This window comes from Kitasatospora indigofera, assembly GCF_014655955.1.
In the GTDB taxonomy this organism is placed as follows: Bacteria; Actinomycetota; Actinomycetes; order Streptomycetales; family Streptomycetaceae; genus Kitasatospora; species Kitasatospora indigofera.
The window spans coordinates 110,437-132,057 of sequence record NZ_BNBO01000007.1; the positions used below are offsets into that span (position 1 = coordinate 110,437).

18 protein-coding genes are annotated in these 21,621 nt (G+C 75.8%); 9 read left to right on the plus strand and 9 right to left on the minus strand.

Features of this window, described 5'->3' with window-relative positions:
* Positions 1–8 precede the first annotated feature (8 nt).
* On the minus strand, positions 9–1,850 hold the full coding sequence (locus IE329_RS41820) for an NAD(P)H-binding protein (RefSeq protein WP_308438359.1): 1,842 nt from the start codon (positions 1,848–1,850) through the stop codon (positions 9–11).
* A gap of 108 nt (positions 1,851–1,958) precedes the next feature.
* Between IE329_RS41820 and IE329_RS09570 the strand changes: the two genes are divergently transcribed.
* Entirely contained in the window at positions 1,959–2,897 is a 939-nt protein-coding gene (locus tag IE329_RS09570; RefSeq protein WP_190210414.1) for an AraC family transcriptional regulator, read from the plus strand.
* 27 nt (positions 2,898–2,924) lie between these two features.
* On the opposite strand, the gene IE329_RS40440 is transcribed toward IE329_RS09570, so the two are convergent.
* Both IE329_RS40440 and IE329_RS09585 read right to left on the minus strand, forming a co-directional pair.
* Positions 2,925–5,273 (minus strand): AAA family ATPase, encoded by a 2,349-nt coding sequence (locus tag IE329_RS40440; protein WP_229927319.1) that lies wholly within the window; start codon positions 5,271–5,273, stop codon positions 2,925–2,927.
* 367 nt (positions 5,274–5,640) lie between these two features.
* Complete coding sequence (locus IE329_RS09585) at positions 5,641–6,261, minus strand: uridine kinase family protein (protein ID WP_373311127.1); 621 nt, start codon at positions 6,259–6,261, stop codon at positions 5,641–5,643.
* A gap of 203 nt (positions 6,262–6,464) precedes the next feature.
* Between IE329_RS09585 and IE329_RS09590 the strand changes: the two genes are divergently transcribed.
* The gene (locus IE329_RS09590) at positions 6,465–7,628 is read left to right on the plus strand and encodes an acyl-CoA dehydrogenase family protein (protein WP_190210415.1); all 1,164 of its coding nucleotides are present in this window, start codon (positions 6,465–6,467) and stop codon (positions 7,626–7,628) included.
* 108 nt (positions 7,629–7,736) lie between these two features.
* On the opposite strand, the gene IE329_RS09595 is transcribed toward IE329_RS09590, so the two are convergent.
* A complete protein-coding gene (locus IE329_RS09595; protein ID WP_190210416.1) occupies positions 7,737–8,267 on the minus strand; it encodes a hypothetical protein in 531 nt (176 codons plus the stop codon).
* Positions 8,268–8,739: 472 nt separating this feature from the next.
* On the opposite strand from IE329_RS09595, the gene IE329_RS09600 reads away from it, so the two are divergent.
* The 4 genes from IE329_RS09600 (at position 8,740) to fxsA (ending at position 13,317) form a co-directional block, all read left to right on the plus strand.
* A complete protein-coding gene (locus IE329_RS09600) occupies positions 8,740–9,180 on the plus strand; it encodes an Lrp/AsnC family transcriptional regulator (RefSeq protein ID WP_030058365.1) in 441 nt (146 codons plus the stop codon).
* 52 nt (positions 9,181–9,232) lie between these two features.
* A complete protein-coding gene (locus IE329_RS09605; RefSeq protein ID WP_190210417.1) occupies positions 9,233–10,852 on the plus strand; it encodes an amidohydrolase in 1,620 nt (539 codons plus the stop codon).
* 164 nt (positions 10,853–11,016) lie between these two features.
* Positions 11,017–12,681, plus strand: coding sequence for an apolipoprotein N-acyltransferase (gene lnt / locus IE329_RS09610; RefSeq protein WP_190210418.1), 1,665 nt, complete (start codon positions 11,017–11,019; stop codon positions 12,679–12,681).
* A gap of 57 nt (positions 12,682–12,738) precedes the next feature.
* On the plus strand, positions 12,739–13,317 hold the full coding sequence (fxsA, locus tag IE329_RS09615; RefSeq protein WP_229927292.1) for an FxsA family membrane protein: 579 nt from the start codon (positions 12,739–12,741) through the stop codon (positions 13,315–13,317).
* 307 nt (positions 13,318–13,624) lie between these two features.
* On the opposite strand, the gene IE329_RS09620 is transcribed toward fxsA, so the two are convergent.
* From IE329_RS09620 to IE329_RS09630, 3 genes are all read right to left on the minus strand, one after another.
* Entirely contained in the window at positions 13,625–13,999 is a 375-nt protein-coding gene (locus IE329_RS09620; protein ID WP_030396357.1) for an RNA polymerase-binding protein RbpA, read from the minus strand.
* A gap of 340 nt (positions 14,000–14,339) precedes the next feature.
* Positions 14,340–15,995, minus strand: coding sequence for a hypothetical protein (locus IE329_RS09625; RefSeq protein WP_229927293.1), 1,656 nt, complete (start codon positions 15,993–15,995; stop codon positions 14,340–14,342).
* Between the two features lie 211 nt (positions 15,996–16,206).
* Positions 16,207–16,401 (minus strand): hypothetical protein, encoded by a 195-nt coding sequence (locus IE329_RS09630; protein WP_073921277.1) that lies wholly within the window; start codon positions 16,399–16,401, stop codon positions 16,207–16,209.
* 378 nt (positions 16,402–16,779) lie between these two features.
* On the opposite strand from IE329_RS09630, the gene IE329_RS09635 reads away from it, so the two are divergent.
* The 3 genes from IE329_RS09635 to IE329_RS09645 all read left to right on the plus strand — a co-directional run bounded on the left by IE329_RS09635 (position 16,780) and on the right by IE329_RS09645 (position 19,021).
* Positions 16,780–17,220 carry an ankyrin repeat domain-containing protein gene (locus tag IE329_RS09635; protein WP_190210420.1) on the plus strand — a complete coding sequence of 147 codons (441 nt, stop codon included), beginning with the start codon at positions 16,780–16,782 and terminating at the stop codon, positions 17,218–17,220.
* A 138-nt stretch (positions 17,221–17,358) separates the two neighbouring features.
* Positions 17,359–17,874 carry a GNAT family N-acetyltransferase gene (locus IE329_RS09640; protein WP_190210421.1) on the plus strand — a complete coding sequence of 172 codons (516 nt, stop codon included), beginning with the start codon at positions 17,359–17,361 and terminating at the stop codon, positions 17,872–17,874.
* 127 nt (positions 17,875–18,001) lie between these two features.
* Positions 18,002–19,021, plus strand: coding sequence for a serine hydrolase domain-containing protein (locus IE329_RS09645; RefSeq protein WP_190210422.1), 1,020 nt, complete (start codon positions 18,002–18,004; stop codon positions 19,019–19,021).
* Between the two features lie 153 nt (positions 19,022–19,174).
* Here IE329_RS09645 and IE329_RS09650 read toward each other — a convergent pair whose 3' ends face one another.
* Both IE329_RS09650 and IE329_RS09655 read right to left on the minus strand, forming a co-directional pair.
* A complete protein-coding gene (locus tag IE329_RS09650; RefSeq protein ID WP_190210423.1) occupies positions 19,175–19,579 on the minus strand; it encodes an SHOCT domain-containing protein in 405 nt (134 codons plus the stop codon).
* Positions 19,580–19,759: 180 nt separating this feature from the next.
* Entirely contained in the window at positions 19,760–21,433 is a 1,674-nt protein-coding gene (locus IE329_RS09655) for an alpha/beta hydrolase (protein WP_229927294.1), read from the minus strand.
* Positions 21,434–21,621 lie beyond the last annotated feature (188 nt).

Consider the following 21,621-nt stretch of genomic DNA (forward strand, 5'->3'; position numbering starts at 1 on the left):
CGGGCCGGTCAGGGGACCAGCGTGATCTTTCCCCTGGCCGGCCCGGCCTCGCTGTCCCGGTGCACCCGCGCCAGCTCGTCCAGCGGGTAGGACGCGGCGACCGGCACCGTCAGCACGCCGGAGTCCACCAGCCGTACGAGCCGCGCGAGCTGCCGGGCGTCGTTGCGGGCCACCAGGTGCACGGCGGTGGCGTCCACGCCGGGCGGCACCGGCACCGGGGTGGCCACCGAGACCAGCAGGCCGCCCGGCCGCACCAGCGGTACCAGGGCGGCCGCCGCCTCCGGCGCCACCGGCGCGAGGTTCAGCACCACGTCCACCGGCCGGCCGACGGCCCCGGCGAGCGGCCCGGCGGTGCGGTCGACGACCTGGTCGGCGCCGAGCCGGGCGACCGCCGCGGCGCTGTGCGGGCCCGCCACCGCGACCACCTCGGCGCCGGCGTGCTTGGCCAGCTGGACGGCGAACACCCCCACACCGCCGCCCGCGCCGTTCACCAGCACCCGCTGCCCGGCGCTGAGCCGGGCCCCCTCGAAGACCGCCTGCCAGGCGGTCAGCCCGGCCAGCGGGATCGCGGCCGCGTCCGCCAGCGGCACGGTCCGCGGGGCGGCGGCCAGCAGGGAGGCCGGCGCGAGCGCGTACTCGGCGCCGCCGCCGCCCGCGTCGACCCGCCCGATCACCCGGTCGCCCGGTGCGAGGCCGGTGACGCCCGGGCCCGTCCCGACCACCGTGCCGGCCACGTCCCAGCCGAGGGTGTACGGCAGCGCCACCGGCAGCAGGTCGCGCAGCAGGCCGGCCCGCAGGGCCGCCTCGGTCGGGTTGAAGGAGGTGGCGGCGACCCGGATCAGCACCTCTCCGGACCCGGGCACGGGCCGGGGGACGGTGTCGACGCGGATCACCTCGGGGCCGCCGAACCCGTGGATCCGGGCGGCCCGCATGGTGGGGCGGAACTCGCCGGCGTGCGCCCGCGCCCAGTCGCGGAAGCTCCGGGCCGGCGCCCCGGTGACCTCCCGCACGGTGTCGGTGACCACCGCGGGTGCGGCGAGGGAGGCGGCCAGGGCGCGGAGGACGCCGTCCGCGGCGGCCGCGGGCCAGCCCCGGTCCAGCATCTGCTGCCGGGCCTCCGGCTCGCCGGCCTCCTCCCAGCGGACCGGGCGGCCGAGCGCCTCCCCGAGGATCCCGGCCTGCTCGGACCTGGTCATCGACCGCGGGCCGGTCAGTTCGAGCACGGCGCCGAGCTGCCCGTCGCCGGTGAGGGCCCGGACCGCGACCGCCGCGACGTCCCGCTCGTCCACCGGGGCGGTGCTGGCCGCGCCGAAGGCCTCCCGGACCGCGCCGCCGGCGCGGACGGCGTCGGCCCAGCGCCGGGCGTTGGCGGCGAGGGCGTGCGGGCGCAGCACCGTCCACCCGGTCCCGGAGCGCTCCACCAGCCGCTCGACCTCCCGCTCATGCTCGCGGACGGCGGCCGAGGACAGGTACACCACCCGGCGGGCGTGGCGTGCCGTCTCCTCCAGCACGGCCCGGGCTCCCTCGGCGCCGGCGAACGGCCAGAGCAGGAACACCGCGTCCGCACCGCCGAGTGCGGTCCGCAGGCTCGCCGGGTCGGTGAGGTCCCCGCGCAGCACCCGGACCCCGGCGGGCAGCGCGGCCCGCTCCGGCGCCCGGCTGAGCGCGCGGACCTCGGCGCCGGCCGCCAGCAGGCCGTCCACGACCAGGCGCCCGACCGTGCCGGTCGCGCCGGTCACCAGGACGGTGGGCCGGCCCTGCTCCGGCGGCTGCGCCCGCGGACCCTGCTCCGGCGGGCCCTGCTCCGGCGGACCCTGCTCCGGCGGCTGGTGCGGTGACTGCTCCGACATGGTGGTTCCCCTTTCGTCGGATCCAGCCTAGGAGCGCCGGGTGAGACGACCAATGCGTGCGAGTCCATGATTCATACGCGATCGTGCTCCCGGCGCTAGTATCGCTCCGTGGACCTGCTCAGCGACGTGGTCGCCCTGATGCGCACCGGCGAGCCCCGTTCGGCCCGGGTCGCCTGGTATTCGCCGTGGGCCCAGCGGTTCCCGGCGGTCAGCGGTTCGGCCGGCTTCCAGGTGATCCTCCAGGGCGGCTGCTTCCTGCTCCCGCCGACCGGCCCGCCGGTCGCGCTGAGCGCCGGTGACGTCCTGTTCCTGCCGCACGGGCACGGCTACACGCTCGCGGACGACCCGGGCACCGTGCCGGCCGAGCCCGACTGCGACCCGGCCGCCGAGGCGGAGCTGTTCGCCTCAGCCGCCGCCGGCGACCTGCGCGGCCCCGCCACCGCGGTGACGCTCTGCGGGGGCTACCGGCTCGACCCCGGACGGGCCCACCCGCTGCTCGCCGGCCTGCCCGAGCTGGTCCACCTGCCCGCCCGCCCCGGGCACCGGCCGGACCTGCGGGCGGCGGTCGAGCTGCTGGCGGGCGAGGTGGAGCGCCCCCGGCCCGGCGCCGACACCGTGGTCACCGCCCTGCTCGACATGCTGCTGCTGCTCGTCCTGCGGGCCTGGTTCGAGGACCGGCCCGCGGACGGTCCGGCCACCGGGTGGGCCGCCGCGCTGGCGGACCCGGCGGTCGGCGCGGCGCTGCACGCCGTCCACCGCGACCCGGCGCACCCCTGGACGGTCGAGTCCCTCGGCGCCCGCGCGGGACTGTCCCGGGCGGCCTTCGCCCGGCGCTTCGCCGCACTGGTCGGGCGGCCGCCGCTCGGCTACCTGACCTGGTGGCGGATGACCGTCGCGGCCCGGCTGCTGACCGAGTCGGACGCGCCGCTCGGCGTGGTGGCCGCCAAGGTCGGCTACGGCTCGGAGTTCGCCTTCGCCAACGCCTTCAAACGCGAACGCGGCATCGCGCCGGGCGCCTTCCGCCGGCGGACCGCACCGGCCGGCTGAGCCCGGCCCGGTGCCGCCGGCCCGGCCCTATCCCTCCGCCGGGCCGCCGCGGCCGTCGATCAGCTCGCCGTAGGCCTGCACCAGGTCGGGCAGCCGCAGGGTGGCCAGGTCCTCCCGGCTCGGCTGGCCGCCGGTGAGGGAGAGCCGCAGGTCGCGGTAGGCGCAGGACTTCTCGTACAGGGTGCGGATGAACCGGCCGTTGCCGAGGTCGTCGATCCAGCCCTCGCGGACCACGTGCCCGCAGATGCTGGTGAGCTCCTCGGTGGCGTCCTCGTCCCAGCCGTCGCCGTCGCGGCCGGCCAGTGCGGCGCCGATCGCGGTGAGTTCGGCGGGCCGGTAGCTGGGGAAGTCCACCCGGGTGGTGAAGCGGGAGTTGAGGCCCGGGTTGGTGGCGAGCAGCCGGTTCATCCCCTCCGGGTAGCCGGCCAGGATCACGACCAGCCGGTCCCGGTTGTCCTCGGCCCGCTTCAGCAGCACCTGGAGGGCCTCGTCGCCGTAGGCGTCGCCCTTGCTGTAGCCGGAGTTGGAGAGGCTGTAGGCCTCGTCGATGAAGAGCACCCCGTCGAGTGCGGAGTCGATCAGCTCGTTCGCCTTCACGGCGGTCTGGCCGAGGAACTCGCCGACCAGGTCGGCCCGCTGGGCCTCCACCAGGTGATTGCCGGAGAGCAGTCCGAGGGAGTGGAACACCCGGCCGAGGATCCGGGCCACGGTGGTCTTGCCGGTGCCGGAGGGGCCGGAGAAGACGAAGTGACGTTTCGGCGGCTGCACCGGCAGGCCCTCGCCGGCCCGCAACCGGGACATCCGCAACTGTGCGGACAGCGCCCGGACCTGGCGCTTCACCGGGTCCAGCCCGACCATCCGCTCCAGCGCGTCCAGGGCGGCGTCCAGCTCCTGCCGGCTGCCGGAGCGGCCGGGGGAGGCACGATGGGCCGGCACCGCCTGCGAGCCGACGGCGCGGCCGGGGAGGAACAGGGTGGCCGCCGGACCGGGCTCACCCGGAGCGCCGGAGCCCGAGCCGGTGCCGGTACGGGCACCCGTGCCCTGCGGCGCCGGCCCGTCGAGACCGCCCGGCCGCTCGAAGCCGCCGCCAGGTCCCTCGAAGCCGCCCGGACCGTCGAACCCGCTCGGCCCCTCGAACGCCGGGCCCTCGAACGCGCCCGCCCCGGGGCGTGGTTCGGAGCCGGCGCCGCCCTCGGCCCCCGGTCTGGTGCCGCCCGTCGCCTGCGGCCCGGCCGCGTCGCCGGCGCCCTGGCCGGCGCCCGGGGCCTCCTCGAAGCCCGCCGGCGGGCCGAAGCCCTCGTCCGCCGGGAAGCCGCCCGGCAGGCCGCCCGCGAAGTCGCCCCGGAATCCGGCCGGGAACTCCGCCGGCAGGTCCGCGGGCGGCTCGCCCGGGTAGTCCGCGGTGAAGGCCGCCCCGGATTCCGTCGGGCGCCCGGCCCCGGGCGCCGCGCCGTACCCCACCGGGAGGTCCTCCGGGGTCTCGTAGTCCACTCCGTAGCCCGCCGCGGCCCCGAAGCCCTCGCCCGCCCCCAGCTCCTCCGCCGGGTCGTAGGCCTCGTCGGTGCCGAAACCGGCCACCGGGCCGGCCTCGCGCCCGGCGCCGGTGCCCGCGCCGCCGCCCGCCGACGGCCCGCTGCCGGTGACGCCCTCCAGCAGCGCGTCCACCAGCCCGTCCTCGGCGGAGATCGCCGTCAGCCGGGCGGCGGTGTCCATGAACGCGGGGTCGGCCCGGTGCACCGCGCGGTACAGCGGCAGGGCGGCGGCGCTGCGACCGGCGCCCTCGTAGGCCCGGGCCAGCCAGTAGCGCAGCTCCTTGCGCTGCGGCTGTTCGGAGCGGCAGCGGGCCAGCGAGGCCGCCAGCGGGCCCTGGGCCTGCGCGCACATGTCCAGCCGCACCCGGGCCATCCCGCCGAACAGGCCGGCCTCGATGCCGAGCAGCGGGTCGTCCAGCAGCCGGTCGGTGTCCCGGATGAGCTGCTCCCAGTCCTTCAACAGGTAGGAGCGGCAGGCGTGCAGGAAGCGCACCGACGGGTCCTCGCCGGGGGGCGGGCACTGGGTCAGGGCGGTGTCGAGCTCGGTGAGGTGGCGTCCGTCGAGCCAGTGCGAGGCGTGCGCGAGGGCCAGGTCGCGGGCGTCCTCCAGCACGGGCTGGACCCACCAGCCCAGCCAGTACCAGGAACTGAGCGGCCGTCGGTGCCGGCTGCGCTGCTCGCCGAAGCGCTTGCGGTGCCGGTGCATCGCCAGCAGGGCGCCGGAGGTGTCGCAGCGCAGGGCGTGCAGCCCGAGCCAGGCGTCGGCCATTCCCGGGTCGAGGCGCACCGCCGCCCGGAACTCCTCCTCCGCGCGCGCGTACGCGCCGGCCGTATAGGCGTCCATCGCCCGCAGCCAGGCGCGGTCGGCGAGCCTGCCGGGGCCCCCGCCCGCGTTGTTGCCGTCGGAACTCTCCACCGTCGTCACTCACGCCCCCCGCGGTGTGCATCGGAGCTCGGCCGGCTGCATGGTTCGCCGGTGGAGAGAGCCCCCGGGGCGCATATGCGCCTGCCAGGAATCGTACCGGCGCGGAGCTGATCCGGAAGGGTGCCGCGCCAGGTCAAATCCAAACGGCGCGCGGCTCGTTGGGGTACGGGGGAAGGAGAACGGCATCTCCGGCTCACGGGGGAACAAGCCGGAGATGCCGTGTCTGTGGTTGCGCGATCAACAATCTCGCAACGAGGGAAAACCTAGTTCCCGGCGACGGCCCAGGTCAAGGGAGGTCCGGCAGCTCACCGAGGGTGCCGGAGGCGATCCGTCCGGTTACTCCGTCCACCCGGCTGTCGGCGTACGGACGGCTCGGATCGGCGGCGAAATGCTCCTGCTCGGCCCGCGCCCAACCGGCCCAGAATCCGGCCAGTTCCGGGCCGTCCCGGAGCTCCCCGCGCCGGCGCGCGGCCGCCGCGTCCAGCTCCATCCAGACCAGCCCGGCCAGCCAGGGCCGTACCGCCCGCCGGCCGGCGCCCACGCCCTCCACCAGTACCACCGGGGCCACCGGCACCGTCCGGGTCCCCTCGAACCGGCGCGACGTCCAGTCGTACACCCGGTGCCGGGCCTCCCGGCCGGCGGCCAGCGGCTCCAGCACCTCCGCGCGCAGCCGCTCCGTCCACCCGAACGGCTCGGCGTGCGTCGCCAGGTCGTCCAGATGGACCACCGGCGCACCACCGAGCGCCGCGGCCAGCCGGCCGGCGAAGGTGGTCTTGCCGGACCCGGCGTGGCCGTCCACCCCGATCAGGCGGACCGGCCCGCAGGAGGGCGCCGCCGCGGCGATCCCCGCCAGCAGCGCGCTCAGCCCCGAGTCACCCTCCCGACCTGCACCGTCAGTCACGGCCATCACTGTACGGGCGCCCTCGCGGCCGTGCGGACGGTGATCGGCCGCCGGCCGTGACGGCCGGGCCCGGATCGGGCATACTCACATCGCCAGACATGTGAACGACCGTTCACCGCGACCCGGTGACGGTCGGGCCGACCTGCCACACCCGTGCCGTGCCCGCCACCTCTGGGCCCGGCGCCCGATCGAGGAGGCGACCAACCGCCATGAGCCCCGCACCCGCGAAACCTGTGGACCGCCAGCTCCCCAGCGACGAGGCCCGAGAGCTCCTGAGCCTCACCCGCGACCTGGTCCAGCGCGAGCTCGCACCGCGCGCAGCCGGGGACGAGGCGGCCGACCGCTTCCCCCGCGAGGTCTTCCGCACGCTCGGCGAGGCGGGTCTGCTCTCCCTCCCGTACGGTGAGGAGCACGGCGGCGGCGACCAGCCCTACGAGGTCTACCTGCAGGTCCTGGAGGAGCTCGCGGCCGGCTGGCTGGCCGTCGGCCTCGGCGTCAGCGTCCACACCCTCTCCTGCCACGCCCTCGCCACCTTCGGCAGCGACGAGCAGCGCGCCGCCTGGCTGCCCGCGATGCTCGGCGGCGACCAGCTCGGCGCCTACTGCCTCTCCGAGCCGCAGTCCGGCTCCGACGCCGCCGCCCTGCGCACCCGCGCCGAGCTGGACGGCGAGCAGTACGTGATCAGCGGCACCAAGGCGTGGATCACCCACGGCGGCCAGGCCGACTTCTACAGCGCCCTGGTGCGCACCGGCGAGGACGGACCGCGCGGCATAAGCTGCCTGCTCGTCCCGGCCGGCAGCGCGGGCCTGTCCGCGGCGCCGCCGGAGCACAAGATGGGCATGCGCTCCTCGCCGACCGCCCAGGTGCACTTCGACGGCGTGCGGGTCGCCCGCGAGCGGCTGATCGGCACCGAGGGCCAGGGCTTCCAGATCGCGCTCTCCGCCCTGGACTCCGGGCGCCTCGGCATCGCCGCCTGCGCGATCGGCGTCGGCCAGGCCGCCCTCGACCTGGCCGTCGACTACGCCGGCAGCCGCCGCCAGTTCGGCCGTCGGATCGCCGACTTCCAGGGCCTGTCGTTCATGCTGGCCGACATGGCCACCCAGCTGGAGGCCGGCCGCTCGCTCTACCTCGCCGCCGCCCGCCGCCGCGACGCCGGGCTCTCCTTCTCCAAGGAGGCCGCGATGGCCAAGCTGTTCTGCACCGACGCCGCGATGCGGGTCACCACCGACGCCGTCCAGGTGCTCGGCGGGTACGGGTACACCCAGGACTTCCCGGCCGAGCGGTACATGCGCGAGGCCAAGGTGCTGCAGATCGTCGAAGGCACCAACCAGATCCAGCGCCTGGTGATCGGCCGCCACCTCACCGGCAGCTGAGGCCGGGCGGGTCGACGGTACGTCGGGTGTGAGGCCGTCCGGTCCGGCGGCCGCCCCGTCTCGACGGTGGGGCGCCGGACCGTACGGGTCCGCCACGGGGCCGCCGGGTCAGCGGCGGGCGAGCTGCGCCGCCGGGCGGCGGCCGGCCTGCACGGGGCGGCCCGCCACCGGGCGGGAGGCCGTGCGCTGGGCCGGCACCGCGTCGGGGGCGGCGGGCGCCACCGGCTGCGCGCCGGCGGCCTTCACCGGGCTGTGCGCCACGGCGTGCGAGAAGGGCTGGGTGCGCCAGTCCAGGGCGGCGGGCAGGGCCAGCAGCCCCTCCAGGCCGGGCGCGACGGTGTCCTCCGGAGCGTCGATCTCCGCCAGGTCGTCCGCGGGCACGCCCGAACCGGGGCACAGCGCGGGGGAGAAGGGGTGCCAGGCGGTCGGCAGGACCGCGTGCTGCGGGAGCCGCTCCTCGTCGCCCAGCAGGGCGATCGGGCGGTCGCACTCGGGGCAGTGCACCCGGATGATCTCCCAGGTGTCGGCCTCGCCGGGGTCCGTCCCCGGGGTCGGGCCGTACGAGACCGCGAAGGTGTCGCGGTCGTTCGTATCGTGGGTGTCGTCCGCGCTCAGCGAGCGCTCGTCAACGGCAGACATGGTGATCCCCCTCGGATCGGGCCGGCCTGGTCGGCCAGGGCCACAACCAGCACTTCCCGGTGACGGGGGCTCATAATCCTGCGGTGGGTGGCACGGTGATGCATGGAGTGTGTCGTTCGCCACATTCGTCCGGCACATGACAGGCCCCATATGCGGCGGCTCGCCGCCGGAGCGCTTTAGGCCCGGTGCCGACGGTCGTCGCTCCGTCGCTCGCCCTCCTTGCCCGCCGGCGGGCAGGAGGGGCCCACCCTTTCGGCACCGGCGCGCTCCTTCGGCTCGCAGCCTGGGAGGTGGGGGGTGGAGGTGGGGTGGGGGGTCAGAACGTGCTGGTGCGGCCCGCGCGGGCGGTGGTGACTCGTGGTCGGGCAGGGCCCCGGGGGAGGGGGCGCGGGTGGGTGTCCGTGGACGCCGGCGGGGTGGATTCGGCGGCCGTGTCGGCGGGAGGGTCCGCGGGGCAGTAGGTTTGCGCCTTGTGGAGGATCTCGACCAGCGCATCGTTCAGCTGCTCCTTGAGGACGGCCGGATGAGCTACACGGACCTGGGCAAGGCCACCGGCCTGTCCACCTCGGCGGTGCACCAACGGGTGCGTCGCCTGGAGCAGCGCGGGGTGATCCGCGGGTACACCGCGATCATCGACCCCGACGCCGTCGACCTCGCGCTGACCGCGTTCATCTCGGTCAAACCGTTCGACCCGAGCGCCCCGGACGACACGCCGGACCGCCTGGCCGGGCTGCCCGAGATCGAGGCCTGCCACAGCGTGGCGGGCGACGAGAACTACATCCTCAAGGTGCGCGTGGGCGCTCCCGGCGACCTGGAGGACCTGCTCGCCCGGATCCGCAGCGCGGCGGGCGTCTCGACCCGGACCACCGTCGTCCTCTCCACCCCGTACGAAGCGCGCCCCCCGAAGCTCTGAGACGCGCCCCCCGGGGCGTCCGCCCGGACGGTGCGGGTGCAGACTTGGGCCCATGACCGAACGCACCTCCCGGACCGTGCTGCTGCGCGGCGGATCCGTCTACAGCCCCGCCGACCGGTTCGCCACCGCGATGCTCGTCGAGGGCGAGCACGTCGCCTGGGTCGGCAGCGACGGTGCCGCCGAGGCCTACGCGGACGTCGCGGACGAGATCGTCGAGCTGGACGGTGCGCTGGTCACCCCCGCCTTCGTGGACGCCCACGTGCACGCCACCTCGGCCGGCCTGGCCCTCACCGGCCTGGACCTGACCGGCTGCCCCTCGCTGGGGGAGGCGCTGGAGCGGATCGCCGGCTTCGCCTCCGCCGCCGCCCGCCAGGGGGGCGGGACGGCGGGCGTGCTGATCGGCCACGGCTGGGACGAGACCCGCTGGGCCGAGGGCCGTCCGCCCACCCAGGCCGAGCTGGACGAGGCTGCCGGCGGCGCCGCCCTCTACCTCTCCCGGACCGACGTCCACTCCGCGCTCGCCTCGACGGCGCTGCGCGCGCTCACCCCCGGCCTGGAGGCCCTGCCGGGCCACAGCGCGGACGGTCCGCTGACCCGGGAGGCCCACCACGCGGTGCGCCGGGCCGCCCTCGCCCACCTGACCCCGGAGCAGCGCCGGGCCGCCCAGCGCGCCACCCTGGCCCGGGCCGCCGCGCTCGGCATCGGCTCGCTGCACGAGTGCGCGGGCCCCGACATCTCCTCCGAGCAGGACCTCACCGACCTGCTCGCGCTCGCCGCCGAGGGGGACACCCCCGAGGTCTTCGGCTACTGGGGCGAGCTGGGCGGCGTGGAGGCGGCCCGCCGGCTGGGCGCCGTCGGCGCCGGCGGCGACCTCTTCGTGGACGGCGCGCTCGGCTCGCACACCGCCTGCCTGCACACGCCCTACCAGGACGTGCCGCACACCGGCACCGCCTACCTGACCGCCGAGCAGGTCGCCGACCACGTCGCCGCCTGCACCGAGGCCGGCCTGCAGGCGGGCTTCCACGCCATCGGCGACGCCGCGCTGACCGCCGTGCTGGACGGTGTCCGGGCCGCCGCCGACCGGGTCGGCCCGGCCCGGGTGAAGGCGCTGCGCCACCGGGTCGAGCACGCCGAGGCGCTGGACGACAAGGCGGTCGCCGCCTTCGTCGAGCTGGGCCTGGTCGCCTCCGTCCAGCCCGCCTTCGACGCCGCCTGGGGCGGTCCCGAGGGCATGTACGCCCAGCGGCTCGGCGCCGAGCGGGCGGCCGGGCTGAACCCCTTCGCCGCGCTGCTGCGGGCCGGCGTCCCGCTGGCCTTCGGTTCGGACGCCCCGGTCACGGCCCTCGACCCCTGGGGCACCGTGCGCGCCGCCGCCTTCCACCGCACGCCGGAGCACCGGATCTCGGTCCGGGCCGCGTTCACCGCCCACACCCGTGGCGGCTGGCGCGCGCTGGGCCGCGACCAGGACGGCGTGCTGGTGCCCGGCGCGGTCGCCAGCTACGCGGTGTGGTCCGCCGGCGAGCTGGTCGTGCAGACCCCCGACTCCCGGGTCGCGGGCTGGTCCACCGACCCCCGGTCCGGCACCCCCGGCCTGCCCGACCTGACCCCCGGCGCGCCGCTGCCGGTCTGCCGGCGCACCGTCGTCCGGGGCCGGACCGTCCACCAGGCCTGAGTCGCGGCGCACCGCCGCGCCCCGGGGCCGGACACCGGCGGCCCGGGGCGCGGCCACCCCGTTATCCGTACACCTCCGGATCCGGGGTACCGTCTTCGCACGGCGTCCGGTCGACGGACGGCGAAGGACGCGTGAACACGTACGACCAGAGAGATGGTGCGCAGGTGGCACTGCCCGTCACGCAGGAGCGGTCGGCATCCGGGCCCGCGCCCGAGGAGCCCGCCTCGGCACCCGCGGCCGGCCGGGGCGCCCGTGCCCTCGCCAAGGTCCGCGCCGGCCTGCCCCGGACGGGCCTGGCCGTCCTGCTCGGCCTGCTGCTCGGCGCGGCCTTCCCCCCGTACGACCTGTGGCCGCTCTCGATCGTGGCGGTGGCCGGGCTCTCGCTGCTGACCCGGGGCCGGACCGCCCGGCAGGGCGCCTGGACCGGCTTCGCCTTCGGCCTGCCGTTCTTCGTGCTGCTGCTCAAGTGGCTGACGGTGATCGGGACGGACGCCATGATCGGCCTGTCGGTCGTCGAGGCGCTGTTCGTCGCCGCGCTCGGCGCCGGCCTCGCCGTCACCTCCCGCCTCCCCGGCTGGCCGCTCTGGACGGCCTGCCTCTGGGTCACCCAGGAATGGGCCCGCGACCGGCTCCCGCTCGGCGGGTTCCCCTGGGGCCGGCTGGCCTTCGCCAACACCGCGACGCCCTTCACCCCGCTCGCCGCACTCGGCGGCGCCCCGCTGGTGACCTTCGCGGTCGCCCTCTGCGGCGCCCTGCTGGCCTGGGCGGCGCTGCGCCTGCGCGGGCCGCTCCGGTCCCCCCGGGCCGCCGCGCTGGCCGCGCTGGGAGCCGTCGCCGCCGTCCTGGCCGGGTACGCCGTGCCGGTGCCGACCGCGGCCGACGACACCCTGAAGGTCGCCATCATCCAGGGCAACGTGCCCAACCCCGGGATGGACTTCCTCGGCCGCCCGATGCAGGTGCTCAACAACCACGCGGAGGCCACCGAGAAGCTGGCCGCGGACATCGCGGCCGGCCGCCGGGAGCGCCCCGACGTGGTGATCTGGCCGGAGAACGCCTCCGACCTGGACCCGTTCAGCGACCCGCTGGCCTACCGGCGGATCGACCAGGCCGTGAAGGCCGTCGGCGTCCCCACCCTGATCGGCACCCTGGTCGACGGGCCGGACGCGCAGCACGTCCAGAACGAGGGCATCGTCTGGGACCCGAAGACCGGCCCCGGCGCCTCGTACACCAAGCAGCACCCGGTGCCGTTCGGCGAGTACGTGCCGTTCCGCGCGGAGCTCTCGAAGATCATCACCCGGCTGGACCGGGTCGCCCGCGACTTCTGGCCCGGCACCTCCACCGGCGTGATGCAGCTCGGCCCGGCCCGGATCGGCGACGTGATCTGCTTCGAGGTCGCCTACGACGAGATCGTCCGCGACACCGTCAACCAGGGCGCGCGGGTGCTGGTCGTGCAGACCAACAACGCCACCTACGCCCTCAGCGGCCAACCCGACCAGCAGCTGGCGATGTCCCGCCTGCGTGCCGTCGAGCACGGCCGGGCCGTGCTGATCGCCGCCACCAGCGGCATCAGCGGCGTGATCGCCCCGGACGGCTCGGTGGTCACCCGCACCGACGAGCTGACCGCCGCCGAGATCGCCGCGACCGTGCCGCTGCGCGACGGGCGGACGGTGGCCGACCGGCTCGGCGCCGTCCCCGAGTGGACGCTCGCCGTCGCCGGACTGCTGGCCTGCGGCGCCGCGGCCGGCGCCGGACTGCGCCGTCGCCGCGCCGGACGGCCCGGCGACGGAACACCCGCCGGGGACGACGCGTTGAACCCGGTGGTGCCGTAACCGCCCCGGACTCCGCCGGGCGGCGCGGAGAGCACCGCGATGGAGTGGATCCCTACCGTGACCCAGCAAGCCACCCCCGCCCGCCCGGCCCCCCGGGGCAGACTCCGGCGGGTGCTGCCGCTGCTGATCACCGCCTGGCTGGTCCTGGAGATCTGGCTGCTGGTCCAGGTCGGCTCCGCGATCGGCGGCTTCGCCGTCGTCCTGCTGCTGCTGGCCGGCGTCCTGCTCGGCGGCTGGCTGATCAAGCGGGCCGGCCTGAAGGCGCTCTCGGCGGCCTTGGAGCAGAGCCGTGACCCCAAGCCCCAGCAGGCCCAGACCGGTACCAGCCTGACCGTGCTGGCCGGGCTGCTGCTGATCGTCCCGGGCTTCCTCTCCGACCTGCTGGCGGTGACCCTGCTGCTGCCGCCCACCCGGGCGCTCTGGCGGGCGGCCGGGCGCAGGGCGGCCGGCGCCGCGCTGCGCCGCTCCCCGGTGGCGGGCACCGATCCGTTCGCGGACGCCGTCCGGCTCCAGGAGCAGCTGCGGATCCACCGCCCGGACGGCAAGATCGTCCAGGGCGAGGTGGTCGATCCGGCCCAGGGTCCGCGTGGTCCGCAGGGCCCGGAGACCGGCTACCGCCCGCCGATCGCCGGCTGAGCCGCCGGGACACCGGGCCCGGCCGTCCGACCGGCGGAACTCACCTGACCCGGTACCACCGTTGCCGGTACCACCGTTGCCCGTGGGGGCGGCCCGTCGTCACACCGACGGGCCGCCCCCACGGGCATGCCGGGGGAGCGGACGGGGGAGGGAAGCACCGACGGACAGGCTGCGGGCGGACGCCGACGGACAGGCTCCGGGTGGACGGACAGGCTCCGGGCGGACGACCGGATCCGGACACACGAAAGGGACCCTGAACAATTCAGGGTCCCTTTTCGACTGCCTCCCGCACGGGGCGGGAGCGAGGTCAGGCGCTCTTGCGGGTGTCCCGCGGGTGCACCGCGAGATTCATCCCACCGGAGCGGAGCACGGCCAGCCGTTCGGCCAGCACCTCCTCCAACTCCTCGCGCGTCCGGCGCTCCATCAACATGTCCCAATGGGTACGCGTGGGCTTGGTCTTCTTCTCCTCCGGCTCGTCGCCGTCGAGAAGTACTGCTTCCTGGCCGCAGAAACGGCATTCCCAGGCCGAGGGAATCTCCGCTTCGACGGAGAAGGGAACCTCGAATCGGTGTCCGTTCTGACATGCATACTCGACAGTCTGGCGCGGAGCCAGATCGATACCGCGGTCGGTCTCGTAGCTAGTGGCCCCGAGTCGCGTGCCGCGAAGAGCTCGCTCGCTCATGAATCGTGCCTCCCGGGCTTATGGCCCACAGGACTAGTTGGTCGCTGTTCTTCGTCAGTTCGGTCAACGCCCGGCTGTCGACGAAGATTCCCGTCCGGGGACATGCGTCGTTTGGCGTGCCGCCCCTGTTTGTACCCATCAGCGCCCGATTTGTCACATCTGGCCGGTGATATCACCCTAGGTGTCACTAATTTCACAACTGGTGATCAGTTCGGGTTTCAACCATGAGCGTAGCGGTTCGTGACTTTCCCGGCGTGGCCGGGCCCGGCGGCGGCCCGCGCCGCCGTCCGGCCCGGCGCCCGTCCCGGGGTCCCGGCCGCGCCGGACCGCCGCGCCGGGCTCACCAGACCGGGCGCGGCCGGACGGGCGTGTGCTCCTTGCCCAGCTCGACCGGACGCTCGGCGAGGACGTCCCCCGTCAGGTCGTCCAGTCCACCGGCCGGCTGCTCGCCGGCCCGCCGCACCGGCTCGGCCGGGGGCGCGACCGGAGCTGCGGCCGGGGCCGCCGCCTCGGTCCGGGTGTCCCGGTGCGGCAGCAGTGCGATCACCGCGTCGCGCAGCTGGGCGGGCGCCTCGTCGTCCAGCGGGTCCACGGTCGCCGGGACCTGCAGCCGGACGGGGGCGGCGGTGCCGATCCGGGCGTAGCCGCGCCCGGCGGGGGCGTGCGCGGCGGGCACGATGTCCAGCGGGGCGCCGAGCGCGGCGTGCCCCTCCTCGGGGGTGGTGGGGCCCAGCACCACCCGGGCCCGGGTGGTGGCGCGCAGCGTGGGGGTGATCCGGTCGCGGGCCTCGATGTCGTCGGCGATCACCACGGTGACCCGGGCCGCGCGGCCGTGCCGCAGGGGCGTCTCCAGCAGGTCCTGCGGGTCGGGGCGGCCCTCGGCGTGCGCCAGTTCGCTCAGCTCGGTCGGGTGGTCGAGCAGCAGCCACAGCGGCCGGGTGACGTCCTCCGGCGGGGTGGTGCCGGCGTGCCGGGCGGCGTTCAGCGCGGTCAGCCGGCGGGCGGTCTCCTGGGCCGCCCACTCCAGCGCGGCCAGCGTGCCGTGCAGGCTGGTCTCCACGGTGTGCACGCCGGGCCGGTTCACCAGGCAGGCGTGCTCGCCGGTGCCGGCGCCGTCGATCAGCACCAGGTCGGCGAAGGGCAGGGCCTGCAGGGCGATCGAGCGGATCAGGGTGGAGGTGCCGTGGCCCGTCGCGCCGAGCGCCAGCAGGTGCGGTTCGGAGGAGCGCGGCCCGGTGCGCCAGATCACCGGCGGCTGCTGGGCGCTCACCCCGGCCTGGGTCACCGGGATCATCCGCCGGCTGCCCGCCTCGTCGGTGAAGCCGAGCACGATCTCGCCCGGCGCGGTCACGAAGCGCTGGGCGGCGATGTCGGTGGCCAGCGGGGCGAGCGCGCTCACCCGCAGCCGGTTGGACTCCTCGTCCCAGTCGAAGCGGTACTCGCGGGCCCGGCCCGCCTTGCCCTGGACGACCTGTTCGATCCGGGCCCGGGCGGCCGGCTCGGTGTCGGTGAAGTACGCCGGGTAGGCGAGCTCCAGCTCGGTCAGCCGGCCGTCGCCGTCGAACTCCCAGGAGCCGAAGGCCGTCCGGAACCCGTTCTCGTTCCCGTAGAGCGGGCTCAGGTCGTCGGGCGAGGCCAGGTACGGGGTCAGGGCCGCGTACAGCGCGGTCAGCTTGACCTCGGCGACGTCGGGCTCGGGCGGCGCGGGCGGCGCCTTGGGCGCCCGGCCGACCCAGGCGGCGCTGGCCATCAGGCCGACCAGGGTGAACAGCGGCCCGTGCGGCAGCAGGAAGATGCCGAGCACCATCGCCGCGCAGAGGAAGAGCGTCGGCCCCCGCCGGTCCTTCGGGGTGGCCTGCCAGCGGCCCTTCGCCCACTCGGCGTGGCGCCTGAGCCCACGGCCGATGAGGGTGATCGGCGCGAACATGTCTGCGGCGTGGTCGCCGGCCGTGCGGGCGAGGGTGCGGCCCTTGCTGAGGTGGCGGTTCAGGGACATTCCTGGGACTCCCCGGGCGAGTGGGACGGGTCGGTGGGGGCGGGTCGGGACGGGGCGGGTCTGGACGGGGCGGGCGGGGCTGGGTCGGAGCGGGTCGGATCGGGCTGTGCCGCGGTGCCGGCCGGTGCGGTCCGGCGGCCCGGCCGGCGGGTGAACGGGCAGGCCCGGGGCGGTGGGATCCGCGCCCGGGCCTGTGCGGGGGAGTGGCGGCTCAGAACTTGATGCCGCCGAGCAGTCCGGCCAGGCTCGCGCCGCCTGCCGTGATGCTCGGTGCGATGGACGAGCCCGCCACGTAGAAGCCGAGGAGGGCACAGACCACGGCATGGGAGATCTTCAGACCGTCCCGGCGGAAGAAGAGAAAGGCGATGGTGCCGAACAGGACGATGCCTGAAATGGAGAGGATCACGCGTCTGCTCCTCGGGGAGGGGTGACAGGGACAGTGTCACGGAAAGTGCCCTAATCGTGACAAAAAGTAATAGATGATGGAACGGCGCAAATGGGTGGTTCGATTCGGGAAATTCGCTGACGGGTGTATGCGAACCGCGCGGTCGGGACTGCTCAAGGGCTCCGTTCCGCCGTCCCGAGCCATTCCCGGCCCGCCACCCCCGGGGTGCCGCCGGCGGGTGGAAGTTCGCCCGAACGGACGCGTAACCGACAGGTCGACGTGTCGACATGTCGCGTGGACGCGCACGGTGTGCTCCACATACCGGACAACTGCTGGATCACCGGTACGCCCGGCCGCTACGGTGCCGTACGTCACGTCGTCCCCCCGAAAGGTCCCCTCATGGCCGACTCCGCCGAATCCACCGGCCCCGCCGACCCCGCCGCGCCGCAGGCCCCCGACGCCGAGGCCGACGTGATCGAGCTGGCCGGCCGGCTCTTCGACGCCGCCCGCGCCGGCGACTCGGCCACCCTCGCGGCGTACGTCGACGCCGGGGCCCCCGCCAACCTCTCCAACGACCGCGGCGACACCCTGCTGATGCTGGCCGCCTACCACGGCCACGCGGACGCCGTCCGGGCCCTGCTGGAGCGCGGCGCCGACCCCGACCGGGCCAACGACCGCGGCCAGACGCCGCTGGCCGGCGCCGTCTTCAAGGGCGCCGACGAGGTGCTCACCGCCCTGCTGGACGGCGGCGCCGACCCCGGGGCCGGTACCCCCTCGGCCGTCGACACCGCCCGGATGTTCGGCAAGGACGACCTGGTCGCCCGCTTCACCGCGCGCTGACCCGGCGGCCCCGCCGGGCGGGCGTCCGGCCCGGGCCCCGGACGCCCCCGCCCGCCGGCCGGGCCACCCGCCTCCCGGGCGCCGGCCGGGCCACCCGCCTCCCGGGCGCCGGGCCGGTCCCACGTAGGCTGGACGACCATGGAGAGCACCACGCAGAGCGTCGTCGAGATCCGCGTCACCGGCTACGGGCACCCCGACGCGCAGCGCCTTTCGGCGGAGGTCCAGGAGGAGTACGTCCGCCGCTACGGCGAGGGCGACCTCACCGAGATGCACCCGGACCACTTCGATCCGCCCGCCGGCCTCTTCCTGATCGCCTACCTGGACGGCGAGCCGGTCGCCTCCGGCGGCTGGCGCGCGAAGAAGGCCGGCCCGCACGGCCTGCGCGACGGCGACGCCGAACTCAAGCGGATGTTCGTCGCACCGGCCGCCCGCGGCCGGGGCCTGGCCCGGGCGCTGCTCCGCCGGCTGGAGGAGACCGCCGTGGAGGCCGGTCACACCCGGGTGGTGCTGGAGACCGGCACCCTGCAGCCCGAGGCGATCGCCCTGTACACCTCCGAGGGGTACGCCGACATCCAGAAGTTCGGCCTCTACCGCGAGCACCCGCAGAGCGTCTGCATGGGCAAGGAGCTTCCCCCGGCCGCCCCGCGCCCCTGAGGCCCGCGGGACGCCGTCCGCCGCCCTGCCCCGCCGCCGCGCCGGAGCCAGGTCCTGACCCGTCCGGCGCGGTCGCCGGGCCGCCCCGCTGGGTAGGCTCCCCGCCGACGGCGACGGAGGCGGGGGCATGACCAGCAGCAGCGAGCCACTGGTGGCACTGGTGACGGACGGCCTCCGGGAGGTCGGCACCGGCGCGGTCTGGGCGGTGGGCGACGCGGCCGGTGTGCGCCAGGAGGGGCGGCACGGCCCGCTGGGGCGCCGCCCGGGCGGGCCGGGGATGGCCCGGGACACCCTGTTCGACCTGGCCAGCCTGACCAAGATCGTCGCCCTCTGGCCCTGCGCCGGCGCGCTCTGGTCGGCCGGGCGGCTCCCGCTGGACGAACCGCTCGGCGGCTACTGGCCCGAGGTGGCCGGGCGCCCCGTCGGCGGGCTCACCGCGCGCCGGCTGCTGACCCACACCGCCGGCCTGCCGCCGCGGACCAACTTCGCCCGGCTCTACGGCACCGACCCGGCCGCCGTCCGGGCCGGGGTGCTGGCCGCGCCGCTGCACCGCCCGCCCGGGCAGGCCGTGGAGTACACCGACCGGGCCGCGATCATCCTCGGGTACCTGGTCGAGGCCCTGGGCGGCGCCCCGCTGGCCCGGCTCGCGGCCGAGCAGGTCTGGCGCCCGCTCGGCATGGCCGACACGTCCTTCGGGCCGCTCGGCCCCGACGTCCGCGCCCGCACCGCGCCCACCGAGTTCGACCCGGTCACCGGGGACTACCTCGCGGGGGTCGTGCACGACCCGTCCGCCCGGCTGCTGGGCGGCGTCTGCGGCAGCGCCGGCGCCTTCTCCACCGCCCACGACCTGGGGCTCTTCCTGACCTCACTGCTCGGCCCCGGCCCCGCGGCGGGCTGGGTCGCCGAGTCCCTGCGCGAGCAGACCGGCGGGCTGGCACCGGCCCGCGGGCTCTCCTGGCTCTGCGCCCCCGGGACGGACCCCTCGGCGGGGACCTTCGTCCACTACGGCTTCACCGGCACCGCCATCTGGCTCTCCCCCCGGCAGGGGCGCTGGGCCGTCCTGCTCACCAACAAGATCCACCTCAACCGCGAGCTGCAGCCGCTCACGGACCTGCGGAACGCCTTCCGTCGCGAGGTTTTCGGCTGAGGCCGGCCGCCGCCGTGGCGCGCGGGGCCCCGCCTCCGGCCGGCCGCCACTGTGCCCCCGCCGTCCCACCACTGTGCCCCCGCCGTCCCACCCCTGGACGGCCGACCGCCGCCGCACCCGGGGGTGCGGCGGCGGTCGCGGGACAGGCCCGGATCAGGCGAGCACCTTGGCCTTGGCCTTCTCGTACTCCGCCTCGTTGATGGCGCCGCTGCTCTTCAGCTCGGCGAGCTTGGCCAGCTCGTCCGCATGGCTCCGGGCGGGGCCGCCACCGCCCTCGGCCGCGGTCTTCTGGACGTAGGAGCGGAAGTCCCGTTCGGCGTCCGCCCGCATCTGCATCTCGCGCTCGCCCATGCCCTTGCCGCGGGCGATCAGGTAGACCAGCACGCCCAGGAACGGCAGCAGGATCACGAAGATCGCCCAGCCCGCCTTGCCCCAGCCGCCGACCGAGTCGTCCCGGAAGAGGTCACCGAAGATCCGGAAGAGCAGGAAGAACCAGAGGATCCAGAGGAACAGCCACATCATGGTCCAGAAGATGTTGAGCAGCGGATAGTCGTCCATGGTGCCTCCTGCCTGGGCGGCCGCCCCCGGAACGGGCGCGGCCGGTGAAGGGCCCCTCGCGACTCCTGCGAGCACGTCCGAGGGGCCGCTCTCGCGTTCCACTGTGCTCCCGGGGGGCCCGGCCGCACCTCGCGGCCTGGGCCGACCGGGTGAATCCCGCGCCGCCGCCCGGCCCGGCGGTCACCCGCCGTTCGCGATGATGCCCCTGAGACGGTCCAGGTCCTGGCCGGAGAACCCGGACGGCCGCAGGACGGTGTTCCAGCCGTCCACGTACTCGGCCCGGTACGAGTGGCCGTGGCCGGCCGGCACCCCGGTGGAGAACGGGAGGTCCGCGGTGACCTGCCAGAAGGTGACGAACGGGATCCAGACCATGCCCTGGAGCACGTCCCGGCCGTGCGGCTCGCTGATCCAGTCGGGCCTGCCCAGGATCAGGTGCGGACTCCACCAGACGATCGGGTCCGAGGGGTGCATCAGGTAGAGGACCCTGGTGCCCTCCCACGGCCGGTCGGCCGGCGGGATCCCGGCCGCCGGGTCGTTGCCGAAGCGGACGGTCCGGCCGTCCTTGAAGACCGGCTGGATCTCGGGGCTGCCCGGGTCCCGGTTGTCGCTGAACTCGCGGAAGAGCGTGTTGAAGTTGGGCGGACCGGCGAACAGGGTGCCCGCGGTGCGGTTGCGCAGGTCGGCCTCCCCGCTGAACGCCGTCTCCGCACCGAACGAGCCGAGGCTCTCCCCGGCGACGAACAGCCGGGGCCGGGTGCTCTGGGGCAGCTTCGACCAGACCTCGTAGACCGCGTCGAAGAGGTCCCGGCCGGCCGCCCTGGCCCTGGACTGGTCCACCAGGTAGGAGATCCAGGACGGCAGGTAGGAGTACTGCATGGCGACGGTGGCGGTGTCGCCGCCGCTCAGGTACTCGAAGGAGTCGACCGAGGCCGGGTCCACCCAGCCGCTCCCGGTGGTGGTCACCACCAGGAGGTTCGCCCGTCGGAACCCGCCCGCGCGTTCGAGGTCCTGGACGGCGAGCGCGGCCCGCGCCTCCGTGTCGTCGGCCGACCCGAGCCCGGCGTAGGACCGGATCGGCTCCTGGGCCGGCTGGTGGGTGAACGCGGTGATGTCGGCCTCGGACGGGCCGGTGCCCACGAAACCGCGCCCTTGCCGGCCCAGGGAGTCCCAGGGCACGACCGAGCCCGGGCCGCCCGAGCGCAGGGCGGTCGCCGGCTGCTGCGCGCCCTCGGGCGTCGCGTCGTCCCGGACGGAGAAGATCTCGTTGGCGACGCCGACGAAGCCGTTCAGCAGCAGCCCGCTGATCACCAGGTAGGCCAGGCCGGCGGTCAGCAGCCAGCCGACGGTGTGGGCCGCCCGCCGCCCGAAGCGGCGGCTCAGCCGCCCCGCCGTCCAGCGGTACAGCGCGCGGACGCCGCGGGCCGCCAGCAGCAGGAGCCCGAAGACCACCGCCGCGACCAGGGGGGAGAGCAGCACGTACCAGACGTTGTAGTCGCTCACGCCCATCAGCCCGCGGATCAGGTACTGCCAGTACTGGCCGAGCCCGAAGAAGACCGGGAGCAGGACGGCCGCACCGATCAGCAGGGAACGCCGGGTCCAGGGCCGGGGCTGCCGGGCCTCGCGGTCGGCGAAGGCCCGCCAGACGTACGCGAGGAGGACGCCGAGGCCGTAGCCGATGGCCGCGCCGATGCCCCAGACCAGGCCCTGGACGATGCCGCCGCGGGGCAGCAGCGACGGCGTGAAGGACAGACAGGAGAGGACGAGGGCGCCCCAGCAGCCGGGAATCGTGAGTGCCGGGTCCCAGCGCTTCGCGGGCCGGTCCGCCGGTTTCGGGCCTCTGGCGAAGATTCTCAAGGCGGCCACCGATCGAGAGGGAGCGGACGGCACGACCTGTCCGGTGGGCCGCCCGGGCGGCGGTCGCGGCACCGCGTGACCCGGCCGGACGCCTGCCCGGCTTCCATGGTCGCCCTCCGGGCCGCCGCGCGCCAGGCAACCGGCCGGGCGCGGCGGGCCGGCCGGGACGGCGGGTGAGGTCCGCGGCC